Annotated in this window: 17 protein-coding genes; 3 read left to right on the top strand and 14 right to left on the bottom strand. The window is 70.0% G+C overall.

What is annotated here, in order from left to right; translation table 11 throughout:
• Positions 1–92 precede the first annotated feature (92 nt).
• Entirely contained in the window at positions 93–1,361 is a 1,269-nt protein-coding gene (tyrS, locus tag MKK52_RS16045) for a tyrosine--tRNA ligase (RefSeq protein WP_243955490.1), read from the top strand.
• A gap of 124 nt (positions 1,362–1,485) precedes the next feature.
• Here tyrS and tatC read toward each other — a convergent pair whose 3' ends face one another.
• From tatC to gltX, 8 genes are all read right to left on the bottom strand, one after another.
• Positions 1,486–2,286 (bottom strand): twin-arginine translocase subunit TatC, encoded by an 801-nt coding sequence (tatC, locus tag MKK52_RS16040; RefSeq protein WP_243955489.1) that lies wholly within the window; start codon positions 2,284–2,286, stop codon positions 1,486–1,488.
• Positions 2,283–2,828, bottom strand: a complete 546-nt coding sequence (tatB, locus tag MKK52_RS16035; protein WP_243955488.1) for a Sec-independent protein translocase protein TatB — start codon at positions 2,826–2,828, stop codon at positions 2,283–2,285. Before tatB ends, tatC begins: the two co-directional genes overlap by 4 nt.
• A gap of 91 nt (positions 2,829–2,919) precedes the next feature.
• Complete coding sequence (locus MKK52_RS16030) at positions 2,920–3,195, bottom strand: twin-arginine translocase TatA/TatE family subunit (protein WP_243955486.1); 276 nt, start codon at positions 3,193–3,195, stop codon at positions 2,920–2,922.
• A 157-nt stretch (positions 3,196–3,352) separates the two neighbouring features.
• Positions 3,353–4,360, bottom strand: coding sequence for a beta-N-acetylhexosaminidase (gene nagZ / locus MKK52_RS16025; RefSeq protein WP_243955484.1), 1,008 nt, complete (start codon positions 4,358–4,360; stop codon positions 3,353–3,355).
• Between the two features lie 172 nt (positions 4,361–4,532).
• Positions 4,533–5,900: an SPOR domain-containing protein gene (locus tag MKK52_RS16020; protein WP_243955481.1), complete on the bottom strand. Its 1,368-nt coding sequence runs from the start codon at positions 5,898–5,900 to the stop codon at positions 4,533–4,535.
• A 51-nt stretch (positions 5,901–5,951) separates the two neighbouring features.
• The gene (gene argS / locus MKK52_RS16015; protein WP_243955480.1) at positions 5,952–7,703 is read right to left on the bottom strand and encodes an arginine--tRNA ligase; all 1,752 of its coding nucleotides are present in this window, start codon (positions 7,701–7,703) and stop codon (positions 5,952–5,954) included.
• Positions 7,704–7,869: 166 nt separating this feature from the next.
• On the bottom strand, positions 7,870–8,145 hold the full coding sequence (locus tag MKK52_RS16010; RefSeq protein WP_243955478.1) for a hypothetical protein: 276 nt from the start codon (positions 8,143–8,145) through the stop codon (positions 7,870–7,872).
• Between the two features lie 62 nt (positions 8,146–8,207).
• Positions 8,208–9,539, bottom strand: coding sequence for a glutamate--tRNA ligase (gene gltX / locus MKK52_RS16005; protein WP_243955476.1), 1,332 nt, complete (start codon positions 9,537–9,539; stop codon positions 8,208–8,210).
• Positions 9,540–9,727: 188 nt separating this feature from the next.
• Here gltX and MKK52_RS16000 point away from each other — a divergent pair, with 188 nt between their 5' ends.
• Together MKK52_RS16000 and MKK52_RS15995 are read left to right on the top strand one after the other, a co-directional pair.
• Positions 9,728–10,042: a hypothetical protein gene (locus MKK52_RS16000; RefSeq protein WP_243955474.1), complete on the top strand. Its 315-nt coding sequence runs from the start codon at positions 9,728–9,730 to the stop codon at positions 10,040–10,042.
• Between the two features lie 88 nt (positions 10,043–10,130).
• Positions 10,131–11,402: an NAD(P)/FAD-dependent oxidoreductase gene (locus tag MKK52_RS15995; RefSeq protein ID WP_243955472.1), complete on the top strand. Its 1,272-nt coding sequence runs from the start codon at positions 10,131–10,133 to the stop codon at positions 11,400–11,402.
• 7 nt (positions 11,403–11,409) lie between these two features.
• Here MKK52_RS15995 and MKK52_RS15990 read toward each other — a convergent pair whose 3' ends face one another.
• The 6 genes from MKK52_RS15990 to MKK52_RS15965 all read right to left on the bottom strand — a co-directional run bounded on the left by MKK52_RS15990 (position 11,410) and on the right by MKK52_RS15965 (position 15,567).
• Positions 11,410–11,880 carry a hypothetical protein gene (locus MKK52_RS15990; protein WP_243955470.1) on the bottom strand — a complete coding sequence of 157 codons (471 nt, stop codon included), beginning with the start codon at positions 11,878–11,880 and terminating at the stop codon, positions 11,410–11,412.
• On the bottom strand, positions 11,877–12,275 hold the full coding sequence (locus tag MKK52_RS15985) for a collagen-like protein (protein WP_243955468.1): 399 nt from the start codon (positions 12,273–12,275) through the stop codon (positions 11,877–11,879). The genes MKK52_RS15990 and MKK52_RS15985 overlap by 4 nt, the downstream gene beginning before the upstream one ends.
• A 58-nt stretch (positions 12,276–12,333) precedes the next feature.
• A complete protein-coding gene (gene dksA, locus MKK52_RS15980; protein ID WP_243955466.1) occupies positions 12,334–12,753 on the bottom strand; it encodes an RNA polymerase-binding protein DksA in 420 nt (139 codons plus the stop codon).
• A gap of 156 nt (positions 12,754–12,909) precedes the next feature.
• Positions 12,910–13,926, bottom strand: coding sequence for a hypothetical protein (locus tag MKK52_RS15975; RefSeq protein WP_243955464.1), 1,017 nt, complete (start codon positions 13,924–13,926; stop codon positions 12,910–12,912).
• Between the two features lie 2 nt (positions 13,927–13,928).
• On the bottom strand, positions 13,929–15,302 hold the full coding sequence (locus tag MKK52_RS15970) for an MBOAT family O-acyltransferase (RefSeq protein WP_243955462.1): 1,374 nt from the start codon (positions 15,300–15,302) through the stop codon (positions 13,929–13,931).
• Positions 15,303–15,402: 100 nt separating this feature from the next.
• Complete coding sequence (locus tag MKK52_RS15965) at positions 15,403–15,567, bottom strand: Flp family type IVb pilin (RefSeq protein WP_243955460.1); 165 nt, start codon at positions 15,565–15,567, stop codon at positions 15,403–15,405.
• Positions 15,568–15,598: the final 31 nt, after the last annotated feature.

Genomic DNA, 15,598 nt, shown 5'->3' with positions numbered 1-15,598 from the left:
GGACCGGGCTGTTAAGAGCCCAGCCGATCCCCATGACGGGGAGCTAGCACGCGGGCCGCACCCTGTCGCCCGCCCCGAACTCCGTGAACCCGATGAGCGCCGACTTCACGCCCAAATCCGACTTCCTGCGGATCCTGACCGAGCGCGGCTATATCCACCAGGCCTCCGACATGGCCGGGATCGATGCCGCCGCCCAGGAAGGGCGCCTGACGACCTATGTCGGCTACGATTGCACGGCCGCCTCGCTCCATGTCGGGCACCTGCTCTCGATCATGATGCTGCACTGGCTTCAGGCGACCGGCGGCAAGCCCATCGCCCTGATGGGCGGCGGCACGACCCGCGTTGGCGACCCCTCGGGCCGCGATGAATCGCGGAAAATCCTCACCATCGAGCTGATCGACGCCAACAAGGCCGAGATCCGCAAGACCTTCGACCGGTTCCTGCGCTTCGGCGAGGCCGGCAACGACGCGGTGATGGTCGACAACGCCGAGTGGCTGACCAAGCTCAACTACATCGAGATGCTACGCGACATCGGCCGCCACTTTTCGGTGAACCGCATGCTCTCCATGGACAGCGTCCGTCTGCGCCTGGAGCGCGACCAAGAATTGTCGTTCCTGGAGTTCAACTACATGATCCTCCAGTCCTACGACTTCGTGGAGTTGAACCGGCGTTACGGGACGATCCTCCAGATGGGCGGATCGGACCAGTGGGGCAACATCGTCAACGGCATCGATCTCGGTCGCCGCATGGGCACGCCGCAGCTCTACGCCCTCACCTGCCCGCTGCTGACGACCTCCTCCGGCGCCAAGATGGGCAAGACCGCCGCCGGCGCGGTGTGGCTGAACCCGGAGATGCTGTCGCCCTACGATTACTGGCAGTTCTGGCGGAACACCGAGGATGCCGACGTCGCGCGCTTCCTCAAGCTGTTCACCCTCCTGCCGATGGACAAGGTGGCCCGGCTGGCCGCCCTCGGAGGCGCCGAGATCAACGAGGCCAAGAAGGTGCTTGCCACGGAGGCGACGGCGCTGATGCACGGCCGCGAGGCCGGCGAGGCCGCCGCCGAGACGGCGCGAAAGACCTTCGTGGAAGGCTCGCTCGCCGCCGACCTGCCGACCATCACCGTGCCGGGTTCGGTGCTGGAAGCCGGCCTCGGCGTACTCACCGCCTTCGGGCCCGAGCACGCCAAGCTCGTGCCCTCGACCAGCGAGGCGCGCCGCCAGATCAAGGGCGGCGGCCTGCGGGTGAACGACGTTCAGGTGATCGACGACAAGGCGGTTCTCCGCCTGTCCGACCTGACGGCGGACGGGGTCATCAAGCTGTCCTTCGGCAAGAAGAAGCACGTGTTGCTGCGGGTGGGCTGAAACCCGCCATCGTCATTGCGAACGCAGTGAAGCAGTCCAGGGGCAGCGCAAAGTTCGGAAGACGTGGCGCCGCCCTGGATTGCTTCGCTTTGCTCGCAATGACGGCGAAGCGGTAGACGGAGCCCTACGGCTCCAGCCCGTCCGCGATGCGCTGCGCCCTACGCCGCGCCTCGACCCTGGCCACCGAGAACACCGACGCCTCGTAGAGGAGGAGCATCGGGATCGCGAGGGAGAGCTGCGAGATCACGTCCGGCGGCGTCAGGATCGCCGCCGCGACGAAGACCAGCACAATGGCGTAGCGGCGCTTCTCGCGCAGGAACTTGGTGTCGATGATGCCGACCTGCCCGAGCAGGGTCAGGATCACCGGCAGCTGGAACGCGAGGCCGAACGCGAAGATCAGCGTCATGATGAGCGACAGATACTCATCGACCTTCGGCAGCAGCTTGATCGTCGGCTCGCCCGCGACCCCGACCTGTTGCAGCGACACCGAGAACTTGATGAGCAGGGGCATCGCCAGGAAGAACACGACCAGCGCGCCGAGAATGAAGAAGATCGGCGTGGCGACGAGGTAAGGCAGGAAGGCCTTGCGCTCGTTGCGGTAAAGCCCCGGCGCCACGAAGGCGTAGATCTGCGTCGCGATCACCGGGAAGGCCAGGAAGGCGGCCCCGAACACGCTAAGCTTGATGTTCGTGAACACCTGCTCGAGGAAGTGCGTGGCGATCAGCTCGGCGTTCTGCGCCCCCACGATGGAAACGTAGGGGTAGACGAGGATGTTGTAGATATCGCGTGAGAAGAAGAAGCACGCAAAAAACATCAGCACGAACGCGATCAGCGACTTGATCAGCCGCGAGCGCAATTCGATCAGGTGTTCGAGCAGCGGCGCCCGCGACGCCTCGATATCGGCCTCGTCGGCCTCGGTCATCATTGTGCGGCCGTCTCGTTGCGGTGGGAGACCGGCTCGGGCGTCCCGTAAGGATCGTCCACGGAGCCGGGCACGGGCGGGACGTCGCCCTGCGTCGCCTGCCGCTCGGCCTTCAGCTTCGCCGTCGCGTCTGCGAGGCTGCGCGGCTTCGGGACGGGCGGGGGCGGCGGGGGTTCGATCACCGGCTCGGGCTTCGGCGGGCCAAAGGTCTCGATCTCAGGCGCGGGAAGCGTGGCCGGTATTTCGGGCTTCGGGGTCCGTCCCTCGACGGCGCCGCGCAACTCGTCGCGGATCGTCTGGACCGGGTTGAACATCGATCCGCCGCGCATCGTGTCGCGGATGCCGTCGACCTCCTTGCGCACCTCATCGAGCTCCGCCTCGCGGATCGCCTCGTTGAACTGCATCTGAAACTCGCCGGCCATGCGGCGCAGCTTGGTCGTGACCTGGCCGACGGTGCGGAGCGCCTTCGGCAGGTCCTTCGGTCCGATGACGATGAGGGCGACGCCGCCGATCAGCATCACCTCGCCCCAACTCATGTCCAGCATGTCGTCGACGGTCCTGCGGCCGTGGGGGTCTCGCTCCCCTCACGCCTCTCTGCGAGGGGGCACGCGCGCCCCAACGGCTCCCGGTTGATCCTCAGATCGTCTTGCTCTCGCCGCCCGGCAGGTGGCTCGCCGGAACGGCGGTGCCCGGGCTGGTCTCGGCGGTGTGGGGGATGGTGCGCACCGGCTGCGGCGGCGGCGCGACCGGCTGGGCCGGCGGCGGCGTCGTCTCGTCCTCGGCCATGCCCTTCTTGAAGGCCTTGATGCCCTTGGCGACGTCACCCATCAGATCGGACACCTTGCCGCGTCCGAAAAGCAGCATCACGATGACCGCGACGATGACCCAGTGCCAAATGCTCATGCTACCCATGACGACCTCCTGCGCTCCGCAATGACCTTGAGGCCACGCGACCGGAGCACCCCGTCCACTTCAGGAATTTCCCGCGAACCTAGGGAGCGCGCCCTCGGAACACAAGCGCAAGCAGAGCGTGGAGGGGTGACGACAGTGGAGGGTCGTGGGCTTGCCGTCAGGCGGCCTGGGCGAAAGCCGCCGCAAAACGCGCCCGCGCCTCCGGCAGGTCGAGCCCGTCGGTGAGGCTCCCGAGGCGGGCCAAGGCGGCCTCGGCACGGCGGGCGGCGTCACCCGTCAGCAGGGGCGTGCCTTCGCAGACGGCCCGCATCTCGTCCATTTCCCCGTTGCAGTGCAGGGCGATGTCGATCCCCGCCGCGAAGGCGGCTTCGGCGCGGGCGCGGAACGGCCCGGTCAGGGCGTGCATCGACAGGTCGTCGGTCATGAGCAGACCGTCGAAGCCGATCTCGCCGCGGACGATGTCGCGGATCACGACGGGCGATTGTGTCGCGGGGCGATCCGGGTCGAGCGCCGTGAACACCACATGCGCGCTCATGGCCATGGGCAGGTCAGCGAGCAGGCGGAACGGCGCGAAGTCCCGGCCGCGCAGATCGGCCAGGGCGGCGTCCACCACGGGCAGGCCCTTGTGACTGTCGCAGGCGGCGCGGCCGTGGCCGGGCATGTGCTTCACCACGGGCAGCACGCCGCCCGCCATCAGCCCCTCCGCGACGGCCCGGCCGATGGCCGCCACCGCCTCGGGGCTGTCGCCATAGGCGCGGTCGCCGATGATGTCGTGCGAGCCCGGCGACGGCACGTCGAGGACCGGCGCGCAATCGACATTGATGCCGACCTCCGCGAGGTCGTGCGCGATGAGCCGGGCGCCGAGGCGGGCGATGGTCTCGGCCGAGCCGTTCAGGCGGCCGTAGCTGCCGCCGGCCGGGTATTTCGGCCAATGCGGCGGGCCCATGCGCTGCACCCGGCCGCCCTCCTGATCGATGAGGATCGGCGCCTCGGCCCGCCCGACGCAATCGCGCAGGGCGGCAGTGAGGGCGCGCACCTCGTCGGGGGTGCCGATGTTGCGCTTGAACAGGATGAAGCCCCAGGGCTGCGCATCCCGGAAGAAGGACGCCTCCTCGGGGAGGAGCGTCTTGCCGGCGCAGCCGAGAATCAGGGCGCGGGAGGTCATCGTGCGGCGTTCCGGGGCAAAGGGGCCGGGGGAGCGAATCGAGCTGTGGAGAATCGGGCCGCCCCCGCCAACGCGCAAGGCGGGAACCCGGCCGCGAGGGCCGGCTCCGTGCTTGCGCGGATCGGTGTGGCCGGGGGGACTCGGTCCGGTCGGCCGGATCAGTCGGCCGTGGTCAGTTCTTCGCCACGAAGCACTGGCCGCCGCCGCCCTGCAGCGAGGAGCAGAGGCTCGACGCCTCGTCCTTCGACAGCGGCCCTACGCGGACGCGGAAGATGGTCTTCCCGTTCACTTCGGCCTGACGGATCAGCTCGGGCTTGCCGGCGAGCTGGCTGTACTTCGACTGCAACTGCCGGAAGGCGGCGTGGGCATCGCTGGCCGAGCTGCGGACGCCGAGCTGCACAGAGAAGCCGCTGACCGGGGTGGTCGTGTCGACCGCCGAGGTGGCCTGCGTCGTCTCCGGGCTCGCGGCCGGCATCTGGTCCGGCGAGACCGAGGCCACGCGCTGAGGCGCCTTCTTCGGCGCTGCAACCGGCTTCGGCGCGGCGGCGACGGGCTGCTCGGGGGTGGTCGGCGCGGCGGGGGTCGCGTCGGCCGAGCGGACGACGACCGGCTTCACCGGCTTGGCGGCGACGGGCGCAGGCGGCGGCGCGGCGGCCGTGTCGTTGCCCGGCAGCACCATGGTCGGCACCGGGACCGGCGGGGGCGCCGCCTCGGCCTGCGGCGGGGGAGCCGGCGGGGCTTCGGGCTTCACCGAGACGGTGCGCACCCGGCGCGGCTCGCCGAACGCCTCGAACGGGCCGTTGCCCGGCGTGGTGCCCTGTGCGGCGGAGGTGCCCCCGGCGGCGCGGGCGGCCTCCGACACATCGAGGGGCTGCTCCTCGCGGTTCACGACCTTGATCTGGCCGCTGCTGTCCTTCGAGGTCGCGTTGCGGTCGTAGATCTGGCGGTTCTGATCGGGGATCTCGACACCGTCGGCCACCTTCGGGGCGACCTTGAGGGGGGTCGTGTCGGCCTGGACCACCGGCACGCTGCCGTCGCCCTTGCCGTGCATGCCCTTGTACGTCAGCGCGCCCGTCACCGCGATGGCGACCACGGCGAGGCCGGCGCCCACGGAGGCGAAGCGGCGGCGCGGGGCGGCCCGGCGCAGGGAGCGGGTGTCGTCGTAGGAATCGTCATGCTCGGGCGCGGCGATGCCGTCGGCCGAATGGTCGGCGGCCGGATAGGCCTGCATGTCGCGCTCGACGGAGGCGAGATACTGGTCGAAGGCGTCGGCCGGGGTCGCGCGGGGCGCTTCCTCCGGCGCGAAGCGGGTGTCCGTCCGCAAGGGCCACGCGGCCTCCGGGGCCGGCTCCTCGTCCTGCGCGGGGCGGGTGCCGTTGCGGGCGGCCAGCAGCGCGCGGAACGGGTCGTCCTGCCCGACGATCTTCGCGAGTTCGGCCAACGGGTCGGCCTTCGCCGCCGCCCGCGCCGCACCCTCTTCGTGACGCAGATCGCGCGCGAGTGCTTCCAGATCGATCTGAGCGCGCGACGCGTTCGTCATGGCAGCATCCTCAACCAGTGGCGGACCGGTGCCTCACCGGTACGATTTGGGCTAGCGCATCTCGTCCGGCGCGCTCACTCCGAGGAGGCTGAGACCGTCGGCCAACACCGATCGAACGGCCTCGACGAGCGCCAACCTCGCCCATGTGGACTTTCGATCCGTTGCATTAACAAACCGTAATTGCGGCAAGTCTTTGCCCTTGTTCCAGAAACCGTGCAGCGAAGCTGCCATCTCATACAAGTGGAACGCGATTCTATGGGGTTCGTGGGCCATCGCAGCCGATTCGATCACCCGTGGGTACTGGGCGATCAGCCGCATCATCTCGGCCTCGCCCGAATCGCTCAGCGGCGAGAGGTCGGCTTCCGCCAACAGTGACGCAGGCGTGAGGTCGGCGCCCGGAAACGCCTCGCGCGCCTGCCGCTGCACCGAGCGGACGCGGGCATGGGCGTACTGCACGTAGAAGACCGGGTTGTCCTTCGATTGCTCGACCACCTTGGCGAGGTCGAAGTCGAGGGTCGCGTCGTTCTTGCGGAAAAGCATCATGAAGCGGATCGCGTCGCGGCCGACCTCGTCGATCACGTCGCGCAGCGTCACGAACTCGCCGGCCCGCTTGCTCATCTTCACGGACTCGCCCGCGCGCAGAAGCCGCACGAGCTGGCAGAGCTTCACGTCGAGCACGGCCTTGCCGTCGCTCACCGCCTTCACCGCCGCCTGCATGCGCTTCACGTAGCCGCCATGGTCGGCGCCGAGCACGTCGATGATCTCTTCGGCGCCGCGCAGCACCTTCTCGCGGTGATAGGCGATGTCGGCGGCGAAGTAGGTGAAGCTGCCGTCCGACTTCAGCAGCGGACGGTCGGTGTCGTCGCCGAAATCCTTCGTGCGAAACAGGGTCTGCTCCCGGTCCTCCCAATCCTCGGGCAACTGGCCCTTGGGCGGGGGCAGCCGGCCCTCGTAGACGAGGCCGCGCTGGCGCAGATCGTTCAGCAGGGCGCCCACGGCGCCGCTCTCGTGAAGCTTGCGCTCGGAGAAGAACACGTCGTGCTTGATGCCGATGGCCGCGAGATCCTGCCGGATCATGTCCATCATCATCGCCACGGAGACGTCGCGCACCGCCGGCAGCCATTCGGCCTCCGGCCTGTCGAGGAGCGCCCGGCCGTGGCTCTGCGCCAGGGCCTCGCCCACCGGCTTCAGGTAATCGCCCGGATACAGCCCCTCCCCGATGGTGAAGGGTTCGCCCAGGGCCTCGCGGTAGCGCTGGTAGGCCGAGCGGGCCAGCACATCGACCTGCGCGCCCGCGTCGTTGATATAGTATTCGCGCGTCACGTCGCGCCCAGCGGCGACGAGCAGGCTCGCCAGGGCGTCGCCGAACACCGCGCCGCGCCCGTGGCCGACATGCATCGGCCCGGTCGGGTTCGCGGAGACGTACTCGACGTTCACCGGCCCGCCCGGCAGACGCACCCGGCCGAAGCCGGCGGGATCGGCCAGGACGGCGCGGACCACCTCGTGGAACACGCCCGGCTGCAGGCGCATGTTGATGAAGCCCGGCCCGGCGAGGGACACCTCGGCCACGCGGGGATCGGCGCGTAGTTCCTGCGCCAGCGCCTCGCCCAGCACCTTCGGGTTGGTCTTCGCCTCCTTGGCCAGCACCAGGGCGGCGTTGGTGGCGAGGTCGCCGTGGGACGGGTCGCGCGGCGGCTCGACGACCACGCGGCCGAAATCGAATCCCTCCGGCAGCGTCCCGTTCCGGGTCAGCGCCTCGAGGGCCTCGCGCACACGCGCCTCGAACTGGGCGAAGATGTTCATTCGAAAGTTCTCAGAGCTTCGGTCCGGCCCGTCCCCGCCGCGTCACGGCCGATTCGCGGACACCGCGATGGGGATCGGTCGATGGGGTACCGGACGCGTCAGCCGCATAGCAAGGGTGGGCGGTCCTGTCACCGACCGGCCGCCCTCCTGCCTGCCGCCGCTCTGCTCAGGCGGCCCTGGCCGTGGCCACCGGTCCGTGCGCCTGCTTCATGATGGCATCGAGCCGCGCGCCCACGGCGGTCACGACGCCCGAGGCGTCCTCGTCCCGTTCGATGCGCGTGAGGGTGTTGGCCACGCGCTGCTCCATCACCGCCAGGATCGCAGCGGCGGCCTTGGGCTGGGCGCCGCGCAGGACTGCGACCACATCGAAATAGGCGTCCTGCAACAGGTGCAGGGTCAGCCGGTCGACGGCGTGCGCATTCTCGTGCGTCAGTTCGGTCATGCCTGAATCACTCCCTTCCGGACGGCCGAATCTCGCGCCCGGATGGTTAAGGCGACCTTTCCCTAAACCGACAGTCGCGCGAGTGCCCGCTCCCGGCCGATCAGCGGCAGCAGGCCGGCGAGGTCCGGCCCGTGTTCGAGCCCCGTCAGCGCGAGGCGCAACGGCATGAACAGCCCCCGCCCCTTCGCCCCCGTGCGGGCCTTCACCGCTCCGGTCCAGGCCTTCCACGTTTCGCCGTCGAAGGGCTCTTCCGGCAGGGTTTCGCGGGCGGCGGCGATCAGGGCGGCATCCTCGATGCGCGACGCGACGGGACCTTCGACCACGCGCCACCATTCGGCGGCCTCCGCGACCTTGCCGAGGTTCGCGCGCACGGCGAGCCAAAAGGCTTCGGCCTGATCGTCCGGCACGCCCATCGCCCGCAGCCGCTCGGCGGCCTCCGCGTAGGGCATGGCGTGGACGATGCGGGCGTTGAGCCCATCGAGATCGCTTTCGTCGAACTTCGCCGGGGCGCGGGAGATCTCGGAGAGGTCGATGAGCCCAGCGAGTTCGTCGAAGCCCTCCACCGCCCGCACCGATTCCGCCGAGCCGGTCAGCACGGCCAGGGAGCGCACGGCGGCGGGCTCGTAGCCCGCCTCGCGCAGGCCGCGCAGGGACAGGTGGCCGAGCCGCTTCGACAGCCCCTCCCCGTCCGCCGTGGTCAGCAGGTTGTGGTGGCCGAAGACCGGCACGGGCGCGCCCAAAGCCTCGAAGATCTGCACCTGCACGCCGGTATTGGTGACATGGTCCTCGCCCCGGATCACATGGGTGATGCCGAAGTCGATGTCGTCCACCACGGAGGGCAGCGTGTAGAGGTACGTGCCGTCCTCGCGGATCAGCACCGGGTCGGAAAGCGAGGCGCAGTCAATATGCGCCGGCCCGCGCACGAGGTCGTCCCAGGACACGGTGCGGGCCTCCAGCAGGAAGCGCCAATGCGGGCGCCGCCCCTCGGCCTCGAAGGCGGCGCGCTCCTCCGCCGTCAGCTTGAGGGCCGCCTGGTCGTAGATCGGCGGCAGGCCCCGGCCGAGCTGGCGCTTGCGGCGGCGGTCCAACTCTTCCGGGGTCTCGTAGCAGGGGTAGAGCCGCCCCGCCGCCTTCAGCCGCTCGGCGGCGGCATCGTGCTCCGCTTTACGGTCGCTCTGCCGGGCGAACAGGTCCGGCACGATGCCGAGCCATTCCAGATCCTCGCGCGCGGCCTGCGCGAACGCCTCGGTGGACCGGGCGAGATCGGTGTCGTCCAGACGCAGGAGGAACTTTCCGCCGTTCCGCCGGGCGAACAGGGCGTTGAGCAGCGCCGGCCGAGCATTGCCGATGTGGAGATAGCCGGTCGGGGACGGGGCGAAGCGCACGAGGGTCATGGCCGCTCCTTAGCAAACCCCCGCGAAACTCCCAGCCCGGATCGTGCCGGCTCAGCGTGAAACACAACGCCGGTCTCGACGTTGACTGCGCGTGTTCACGGGAGCGTGAGCCATCCCGAGGGCACGCGACCCCGCCGACAGGGCGGGTGCCCGGCCGTTCTGGCGGCCTCCAACTTACGGGGTGACCGATGCGGACAGCGTTGATTCTGATCCTCTCCCTCGCAGCGGGCGAAGCCCTGGCGCAGGGGTCCAACAACAAGCCTGCGCCACCGCGCGACATCGGCCCGCCCCAGGCGGTCGCGCCGACCACACCGCCGAACAGCACGGTCGTGGTGGCGCCCGATACGCAGAATAGCGGCCCCGGCGCCAACACCACCATCGCCCGCTCCGGCACCGGCGCCGCCACCATCACCACCGACTCGGCGGTGGGCGGCAATGCCGGGCAGCCGAGCCGCGCTGTTCCGCAGGAGGGCGCCGGGGGCGCGGCCGGCGGCGGGTCCTGACAGCGGAGCCATTCCGCCAATGCATCTGTTCGGGACCGTCCGAATCCGCCACAAGGCGGCGTTCGGGCGGCCTGGCAGCGGTGGCGGAATGGTTGAGCGTGCGGATATCGCAGTCATTGGCGGCGGCATGGTCGGCCTCGCCTCCGCCCTGGCGCTCCGCGAGCGCGGCCTCGACGTCGTCCTCTGCGATCCCGGCGAGGCGCGGGCCCGCACCTCCTACGGCAATGCCGGGGTGGTGAGCCGGGGTTCGATCCTGCCGATGGCGAGCCCCGCGTTATGGGGCAAGTTCCCGGCCTATCTGCGCAACGCCGACCGGGCGCTGCGTCTCGACTACCCGCACCTGCCGCGCATCCTCCCCTACCTCACGCATTTCCTGGCGAGCGCGCGGGAATCGCGCTGGCGCGAGGCCGCCGCCTCGCTCCTGCCGCTCACCAGCGCTGCCTACGCCGCCCACGAACGGCTCGCCGCCAGGGCCGGGACCACGGATCGCCTCGCCCGCACCGGCTGGATCAAGGCCTACCGCACTGAGGAGGCATTCGCCGGCGCGGCGCTCGAACGCGACATCCTCCAACGCCACGGGGTCGCCTTCGAGATCCTGGACGGCGACGCCCTCCGCGAGCGTGAACCCGCCCTCGTGCGCCGCTACGCGTGCGGGATGCTCCTCACCGAGACCGGCTCCGTGCGCGAGCCCGGCCGGCTCATCGAGGCCTGCGAAGCTCTGTTCGCCCAAAGCGGCGGCCGGCGCATCCGCGGCAGCGTCACCCGCCTCACCCCGGGAAGCGAGGGCTGGAGCGTGACGCATGACGGCGGGACGCTCGCGGCGAAGCAGGTCGTACTCGCCGCCGGGGCCGCCTCGGGCACCCTCACGAGGGACCTCGGCTACCGTTTCGCGATCGCCGCCGAGCGCGGCTACCACCGGCATTACGCGCTGCACCCGGACAGCCCGCCGCTCACCTGCCCCGTCCTCGATACCGGGGCGGCGTCGATCATCGCGCCGATGGGGCCGGATCGGGTGCGCGTGCTCTCGGGCGTCGAACTGAACGCACGCCACGCCAAGCCGAACCATTCGCAGATCGAGGCGGCGAGCCGGGAGGCGGCGGAAACCCTGCGCCTCGGCGGTCCCCTCGACAACGAGTTCTGGCTCGGCTCGCGCCCCGCGACCCCGGACGGGATGCCGGTGATCGGCCATGCCCCCCGCCACACGGGACTGATCTTCGCCTTCGGCCACGGGCATATCGGGCTCTCGACCGGCCCGATCACGGGAGAGATCGTCGCCGACCTCGCCATGGGGCGGGAGCCGGCGGTGCCGATCGCGCCCTTCGCGCCGCAGCGGCTGCTCGGCTTCCCGCGCCTGCTCTGAACGGGCGCTATCGCCAGTCGTAGGGGTTGTACGGATCGAGGGCCGCCTGGATCCGGCGCAGCATCTCCGGCTGGCGCTGCAACGCGGCCTCGCGGGCGAGCGCCCTCAGGAAGGCGCGCGGCCCGTGTTCGAGATCGCGGCCGATCCCGTCATAGCGGTCGGACGGCTCGACATGGGGCGGGTAGGTGCCGACCAGATATTCCACCGGGCAGGCGGGCGGGTCGATGCCGAGCCGGTAGCAGATGCGGACATGCTTGAACGGCTCGTTCGGCAGCTGCTCCACCTCATAGCCCGTGAGGGCGAAGGCGCCCCGGCTGATCCGCTCCGCATGGGCGATGGTCCGCGCCACGGTGACGTAGCCGTCGGTGATGTGCGTCTTCACCAGATCGACCGCCTGCTGGTCGCCCGGCACGAAGGGCTCGGCGAGGGCGGGCGCCGTGGCGAGCAGGGCGGCGAGGAGGATCGGGGCGCGTCTCACGGCTTCCTCATGCACACGGCCACGGGTGTGGCGTCCTTGGCGGGCTTCGAGGCGAGGTCGATGCAGGCCACCGTCGCGACCCCATCGGTGACGCTCACCGAGGGCAGCACCGACATGCCCCGGCAATAGGCACCGATCAGTTCCTCGTCCTTGCGGCAGGCCACGTCGAGGCGGATCTGGCTGTTGGGCGAGGGGCCGGCTTGCCCCTGTTCGCCCTTCGGGCCTTGCGGGCCGGCGGGGCCGCTGGCGCCGGTCGCACCGTTGAGGCCGGCGGGTCCCTGCGGACCGGCGGGGCCTTGGTCGCCCTTCGGGCCGGGCGGGCCGGCGGGGCCGGGCTTCGACTCCCCGCAGGCGCCCAGGGCGAGGATCAGCGCGACGGCCAGCAGGGATCTCATGGAAGCTCCGAAAGGCGCGCCATCGCGCCCATCGAGGATAGGGTTGCCGAAGGCCCGATCAATCGTCGCGATAGACGCGCTCGCGGCGCTCGTGCCGCTCCTGCGCTTCCAGCGAGAGTGTCGCGATGGGCCGCGCATCGAGGCGTTTGAGGGAGATCGGCTCGCCGGTCTCCTCGCAATAGCCGTAGGACCCGTCTTCGAGACGCGCCAAAGCGGCGTCGATCTTGCCGGTCAGCTTGCGCTGGCGGTCGCGGGCGCGCAGCTCGATGGAGCGGTCGGTCTCGGAGGAGGCGCGGTCGGCGAGGTCGGGGTGGTTCTCGTTCTCGCTCTGCAGCGCCGTCAGCGTATCCTGGGCTTCGCGCAGGATCTCGCTCTTCCAATTCAGTAGCTTGCGGCGGAAATACTCGCGCTGCCTTTCATTCATGAAGGGCTCGGCGTCGGACGGGACGTAGCCGTCCTCCAGAGTCACCTTCGCCATGCGAAGCCCTCTTCCGAATAGGGTGGCCGGTGTGCGGCGATAATTCGAGTGCCGTATAGTCGAGGCTCGGAGCCACCACAACGCGGGGGTGACGTTCCATCCGGCCTCGGCCGCACTGCGTCGTTGCGTGCGGCTTGGTTGCCACGGTCACGAGCCTCAATCTGCGTCATTCGCCCGCAAATGAATGATCGCATTGGCGATCTCAGCGCCAATCTCCCGCGCCACCGGCAGGCGGTAATGGGTCTGGTCGAAGAACAGGCTCGGGTCCGTCAGCGGAGGGCGTCCGTCCCGCCAGTCCACCACCGCGCTCAGGCGGTGGCGGGCGAGTTCCGCGCGGATCGTCGCCCGGCAGGCGGCCTCGGCCTTCGCGCGGGGCGAGCCGGCCGGGGGCTCGCCGGCCGCGTAGACCGGTGGCATCAGCAGCACGACAGGCGTTTCCTGCGGGATTGCGGCGAGCGCGACGCGGAACGCCTCCGCGATGGGGAACGGCCCGCCCCGGTGGGGCTCCGGCTCCGCGCCGACGGGCTTGTCGAGCCGGGCGATCAGGACCGGATCGCGCCCGAAGCCGAGGGCGAGGTAATCCGGCTCGTAGTTCCACCAGCCGTCGGCGGGGGCCTTCGGACGCTTCTTCGAGAACAGCCAGCCGATGCGGCTCGCCACCTCTTCGGCGGCGGGCAGGCGCAGGAGGCCGACGAGATAGCCGGGCCAGTCGCCGATCAGCCAGAACGGGAAGGGGTTCGGGTTCGGGAAGCTGGGGTCGTCGGCGCACCAGAAGGCGTCGGCGCCGAGCACGATGGCCGCCGGCTTCGGGTGGTTGCGCAGGAACCAGCGCAGCACGGCGAGATGCTCGGCCGCGCCCGTGGCCGGGATGGTGAGCTGCACGAACGGGATACCCGTCCGCTCGGTCAGGACCGAGGGCTTGATCAATTGCAGGTGCGAATTGCCGATCAGCGCCCCCTCGAAGGCGGGGTCGCGGCCGCGCCACGCGATGGCGGTGCGCGGTCCCTGCGGCCGGATCGCCCCGCGCGACAGAAGCCTCACCCGCCCCGTCTCGTAGGGATCGACGATCACGGCGAGGGCCAGATAGCTCGCCAGCAGGCCGGCGGTGCCGAGCAGCACGGCCATGGCGAACCCGCGCCAGCGCCGCTCCGAGTTGAAGAGGCCGCCCGCCATCCTCAGAACTGGAAGTAGATAAATTCGTAGTTCGCGTCGTCGCCGATCTTGAGCAGCACGAGCACGAACAGCAGCGCGACGGCCAGGGCGAGGCTGCGCCGGGGCGGCAGGCGGTGGACCGCATTCCAGGCGGTCGGCCCCACCGTCGCGACGAGGCCCGCCACGGCGATGGCCCGCCACTTGAACTCCGAGACGCCGGGAGTGAACCCGAGGAGGCCCCTGTAGATGGCGAGCGCCGCGTCGAACGAGGTCGCGCGGAACAGCACCCAGGTCAAGGCGACGAACAGTCCGGTCATCAGCCAGCCGAGGGGCGCTGGGATGCGCCGGCCGGCACGACGGGTCAGCAGGCCGGCGCCGAGCCCCGCCCCGTGCAGCGCCCCCCAGGCGAGGAAGGTGAGGCCGGCGCCGTGCCACAGCCCGCCCAGCGCCATGGTGGCGAACAGCGCGCCGACCTGACGGGGCAGCCCGTGCCGGTTCCCTCCCAGCGGGATGTAGAGATAGTCGCGCAGGAACCGCGACAGGGTCATGTGCCAGCGCCGCCAGAAATCCTGGAGGGAGGTCGCGCGGTAGGGCACATCGAAGTTCTGCGGCAAGACGAGGCCGAACATCAGCGCGATGCCGAGCGCCATGTCGGTGTAGCCGGAGAAGTCGAAGTAGATCTGGAAGGTGAAGCCGAGGGTGGCCTGCCACGCCTCACCTAGCGCGATGGCCTTGCCCTGCGCCGCCGCCTGGAACACCGGGTTGACGTAGGCCGCGAGCGGATCGCCCAGGAACACTTTCTTGGCGAGGCCCAAGGCGAGGAGGATCAGCCCCCGCCCGAACCGCTCGGCGGCATCGGGGCGCGCGTAGGGGCGCTCCTCGAACTGGTGCATGATCTCCGACCAGCGCACCAGCGGCCCCGCCAGCACCTGCGGGAAGAAGGAGATGTAGAGCGCGTACTTCACCAGCCCGAAGGACGGCGCGCGGCCCGCCCGCAGGTCCGCGAGGTACATGATGTGGTGGAAGGTGAAGAACGAGATGCCCAACGGCAGGGCGAGCCCAAGGCGCGGCGCGTCGAGCCCTGGAATCCGGTTCGCGAGGTCGGCGAGGAAATCTGCGTATTTGAACAGGCCAAGCAGGGCGAGGTTGCCGGCGATGGCAGCCGGGATCAGCCACGCCAGCGGACGCCGGCCGAAGGCGCGGGCGACCAGCCAGTTGACGAGGATCGAGCCGCCGAGCAGCGGCACGAAGCGCAGGTCCCACCATCCGTAGAAGACGGACGACAGCAGGACGAGGAGCGGCAGCCGCCATTTTGGCGCGGCGCGCGCCACCAGCCCATGCAGCACGAGGGCGGCGGGCAGAAAGGCGAGCAGGAAGACGTAGGAGTTGAATAGCATTCGGCGGCGCGGCCGGGCCGCCTGACTCCCCTAAGCGGCGCGCCTTTTCGGAAATCGGGGCAGCCACGTCAACACGCGGCTTCGCCCCAAACCGGTCAGATCACTGCAGCTGGGCCGAGATCGAGCCGAACTTGGCGTTCAGCTGGGTTCCGATGACCTGCAGCGTCCCGATGATCACCACCGCGATCAGCGCGGCGATCATTCCATACTCGATGGCGGTGGCACCGCCCTCATCCTTTACAAATGCGGAAAAGATCTTCTGCATGGCCTTTGACCCCTTTGGACAGGTCAAAACC

The sequence above is a fragment of the Methylobacterium sp. J-067 genome, assembly GCF_022829465.1.
GTDB classification, from domain to species: Bacteria; Pseudomonadota; Alphaproteobacteria; order Rhizobiales; family Beijerinckiaceae; genus Methylobacterium; species Methylobacterium litchii.
This window is presented reverse-complemented; position numbering and strand designations above follow the sequence as displayed.